Annotated in this window: 6 protein-coding genes; 2 read left to right on the top strand and 4 right to left on the bottom strand. The window is 43.0% G+C overall.

Annotated elements, in window-relative coordinates:
- The first annotated feature begins 36 nt into the window (after nucleotides 1-36).
- Nucleotides 37-153 (top strand): cytochrome c oxidase subunit CcoM, encoded by a 117-nt coding sequence (gene ccoM, locus A3761_RS29035; protein WP_304438928.1) that lies wholly within the window; start codon nucleotides 37-39, stop codon nucleotides 151-153.
- A gap of 174 nt (nucleotides 154-327) precedes the next feature.
- Nucleotides 328-1,764 carry an HDOD domain-containing protein gene (locus tag A3761_RS14960; protein ID WP_068554731.1) on the top strand — a complete coding sequence of 479 codons (1,437 nt, stop codon included), beginning with the start codon at nucleotides 328-330 and terminating at the stop codon, nucleotides 1,762-1,764.
- Here A3761_RS14960 and tsaA read toward each other — a convergent pair.
- The 4 genes from tsaA to coaE form a co-directional block, all read right to left on the bottom strand.
- On the bottom strand, nucleotides 1,761-2,507 hold the full coding sequence (gene tsaA, locus A3761_RS14955; RefSeq protein ID WP_068510987.1) for a tRNA (N6-threonylcarbamoyladenosine(37)-N6)-methyltransferase TrmO: 747 nt from the start codon (nucleotides 2,505-2,507) through the stop codon (nucleotides 1,761-1,763). The two genes, A3761_RS14960 and tsaA, sit on opposite strands and share 4 nt — an antisense overlap.
- A 14-nt stretch (nucleotides 2,508-2,521) precedes the next feature.
- On the bottom strand, nucleotides 2,522-2,965 hold the full coding sequence (locus A3761_RS14950; RefSeq protein ID WP_068512922.1) for an HIT family protein: 444 nt from the start codon (nucleotides 2,963-2,965) through the stop codon (nucleotides 2,522-2,524).
- 23 nt (nucleotides 2,966-2,988) lie between these two features.
- Nucleotides 2,989-3,222 carry a DNA gyrase inhibitor YacG gene (yacG, locus tag A3761_RS14945; protein ID WP_068512918.1) on the bottom strand — a complete coding sequence of 78 codons (234 nt, stop codon included), beginning with the start codon at nucleotides 3,220-3,222 and terminating at the stop codon, nucleotides 2,989-2,991.
- Nucleotides 3,215-3,563 (bottom strand): dephospho-CoA kinase (coaE, locus tag A3761_RS14940; RefSeq protein ID WP_068750428.1); only part of this gene is annotated, 349 nt, incomplete at its 5' end. The genes coaE and yacG, both read right to left, overlap by 8 nt.

The following is a 3,563-nucleotide window of genomic DNA, read 5'->3' as shown; positions in this document are numbered from 1 at the left end:
GATAAATTTTCTTTATTAACTAGAGGAGATTTTATTATGTATATAGATGAGACCATCATTGCGGGTTTATTGGTTGTTGCGGGTACTGTTGTGTTTCTAGGTGGCTTTGGCTATTTTGCTTATAAAGACGCTCAGAAATCTAAAAAAAGTTAGTTCGCTTTACTTGAAAAAACCAGGTCATAATTCTCTTGATCTGGTTTGTGTTTCCCCGCTCTTATTCAAGAGCTTCGTCATAGACGCTTTTTCAAATACCCTCTCACTTCCAAACACTACTCTTTTCTGAATCCCTTGCTAGACTGAGTATTAAACTCAAATTAGGAATATTGAATGAAAGGTTTACATGGTTGGATGCGTACCCTCGAGAAAAGCGAGGCGGCTGTTCTCTCAACCTTAATTAAGGAGCTAGACCAAGTCACGGCTTCTGATGAGTCTTCTGGGGCCCAATTGGCAGAAGTTATTCTTAAGGATGTAAGCCTGACTGCCAATATCATACGTGTTGCTAACGCAGTAACTTTCAACCCTAGTAATATTGCAGTGACAACGGTCAGTCGTGCGGTTATCAATATTGGTTTCAAGAATATTCGCTCAATTTGTTTGTCGATCAAAGTACTCGAAGCAGTACTGAAAGATTCCCCATCTCCCTTATTAGTCGCAATGCTTGCCCGCTCGCTTCATGGCGCAAACCAAGCAAAAGCGCTCTGTGAAAAGCTGAATAATACGGAGCAGGAAGAGGTATTTGTCGCCTCTTTGTTGAGCCATTTGGCTGAGCTGTTGGTCTTGGGGTGCCACGAATCTGAGGTACGCTTGCTTAAGCGTGAGATTGAACCTAGCTCTTCAATTGAAGAAAAAAATCGCTGTGCTGAGAAGTTCCTGGGCGTTAGCTTAACTCGTTTAGCAAAAACACTGACCAAACAGTGGCGAATTGAAGGCCTGATTAACGATGTTCTAGCGGGCTCAGGAGAAGAGGACCCGCGTGTTCAAGCGGTTATATTAGGAGATGAGATAAGTCGTGTTGCTTTACTCGGCTGGGATTCAGCAGAGTTTAAGGAGGTTGCGCAGCGCGTCGCAGAATTTAAAAATATCGGTGAAGCAGAAGCAATGTTCGCACTCAAGAAAACAGCAGATGAAACGGCAGAGACTGTTGCTTCCTTCGGCAAGAAAGTATTGGTTGAGCATATTCCAACCAGCACTCGAGCAGCAAAGGAATTAGAGAAAAAATACGACAATGAAACTGAAGGCTTACAGCCAAATACTGCAATAGAGCTTGAAGCACTGGAGCGTTTGGATAAGCTGTTAGCGGGTGATTTTAATATCAATGAGGTGTTTAAGCTTTGCTTGCAAGGGCTTCATAAAGGCATCGGCCTTGAGCGCGTCGCCTTGGCAATATTTGATAAAGAGCACCAGAGGGTAGTCGTTAAATATGCTTCAGGGCAGAGCACGGAGAAGTGGCGAGAGAAGTTTGTTGTTCGATATGAAAGAAGCCGTTCGGGTTTCTTGTTTAACCTGTTTGAACGTGATCAGGCTGCCTGGATAGGTAACTCGGACTACCAGCACATAACGCAATTTATATCGCCCGAATACCTAGGTATTACAGGTCAGAAAAGGTTTTTTATATCGCCTTTAGCCACTGGCCGTAAACGAATCGGGTTTATCTATGCGGATATGGGGCAGACTTCGAGAGAGCTCAATACAAGTTATTTTGAAGGCTTTCATCGGTTTTTAGATAAGTCTAAAGAAGCGCTAACAATTCTTGCAGCACGCTAACTCAATTGCTTCTCGATGTCGCTTATTGTCGCAAAACCATCTTCTACCGAGAAGCTAATATCCAAATCGTATAGTCTAAGCTTATAAAGCTTCTCATCTTCTTGATCTTGTTTGTATGCAGGCCGCGGATCATATGAAATAACTTCGACTATTAATGCCAATAGGTCATCGGGGTACGAACTCGATAATTGCTGTGCTTTATCCTTAAAGGGTTTGTTTAAAACTACTTTTAGCCTTGGCTTTGGTGGTTCTTCTGCAAATCCGCAGCGCGAGTCCGAGGTAGCGTCCGCATAATCAATATAGGGTTTGATATCCAATATTGGTGTGCCATCCAGAATGTCCGGGCAAGCGATGATCAAGCTTGCTTGATTGTTTTGGATTCTAACTTCCCGTAGTTCAACCAAAGATTGCCCAAGTGAATTCGGTCGAAAGGGAGAACGACTCGCGAATACCCCAATTTTTTTATTACCACCTAAGCGCGGTGGCCGAATCATTGGTCGCCAAGGTTTATCAGCATTTAAGTGAAAGCTGAAACTTAGCCAAATATGAGAAAACGCTTCAAGCCCGTGAAATGCATCGGGGTCGTTATAAGGGGGATAAAGTTCTATTTCAGCGTAAGCTGAAGTAATTAAGTTAGCTTGCCGGGGAATACCAAACTTTTCAGTAAAAGGTGAATGCAATACTCCTATCGCTTGAAGAGAGTTTGAGCTTTCTTCTCTCGGGTTGATAGTAGGTGCAGGCATTATCAGCTAGAGGCTTATTTATAAAATTGTTTAATCTGAAGCGCGTGCTCATCCAGTATTGTTCGCGGTGTTTTGAAACCGAATAGGCCACTAATATGAAGAAATACTTTTGGAATTGCGCGCAGCCAGTCGCCAGACTCACGGGGAATAAGGTGGAGGTGAAGATGTGGTACAGTCTGATTAGCCGCTTTGCCATCGTTTACCAAGAGGTTAGTGCCGTGAATGCCTAAACCTGCTTTTTTCTGTGCTTCGACAATTTTGTTACCGATATTAAATAGCTGGGCTCGCGTTTTGGCATTGAGTTCATCCAAACGCTCATAATGCCGTTTTGGAATGACCAGGCAGTGTCCTTTAGTAAGAGGGTAGGCATCCATTAGAGCTAGAAAATGCTCATCCTCGTAAACAATACTGGCTTCTTCATTCCCAGATATAATTTGGCAAAATATACAGTCCTTCATTTTTTGCTCCGTCCATGAACGTGTTAGTGGAAGTTCTGAGAGTTGCCACTGTTTGAGATTTGTTCGCTTTGAACTCCGCTCCATTCTTCGGCATTTTCGACAGGGATGGTGTAGGACTCATCAGCCCATGCCCCTAAATCTATTTTCTGGCAGCGATCACTGCAAAAGGGGCGAAAAGGTGAGTCATCACTCCAGGCCACATCTTTTTTACAAGTAGGGCAGTTTACCTTTAGCTCATTACTTTTTGACTTACTCACTTGCTAGCTCCAAATAGGCTTGGTGTTGTCGAAGAACATTTTGTTTTAAGCTCGCTAAATCACGGTCATTACTGATCACATCATTTGCGCGCTCTAATTTATAATCTCTTGGGAGCTGCATATCAATAATTTTCTGAATTTGTTCAGTAGAATTTTGGTCTCTTTCACTTGCACGTTGTAATTGGAGTTCAACAGGAACATCGATAAGTAATATTCGTGATACCAGTTCAGCTTGATCGGTCTCGAAAAGCAAAGGGGATACGAGGATTACATAAGGGCTGTCTGCACTGTTTAACTGCCTTTTGATTTCGCTTCGAATTATCGGGTGCAGTAAGCTTTCG

The organism is Oleiphilus sp. HI0123, assembly GCF_001635315.1.
This window is presented reverse-complemented; position numbering and strand designations above follow the sequence as displayed.

Excerpts from the sequence above, each read along its gene's own strand:
- A3761_RS14960 (WP_068554731.1), top strand. The coding sequence starts at position 328 with ATGAAAGGTTTACATGGTTGGATGCGTACCCTCGAGAAAAGCGAGGCG.
- ccoM (WP_304438928.1), top strand. The coding sequence starts at position 37 with ATGTATATAGATGAGACCATCATTGCGGGTTTATTGGTTGTTGCGGGT.
- A3761_RS14950 (WP_068512922.1), bottom strand. The coding sequence starts at position 2,965 with ATGAAGGACTGTATATTTTGCCAAATTATATCTGGGAATGAAGAAGCC.
- tsaA (WP_068510987.1), bottom strand. The coding sequence starts at position 2,507 with ATGCCTGCACCTACTATCAACCCGAGAGAAGAAAGCTCAAACTCTCTT.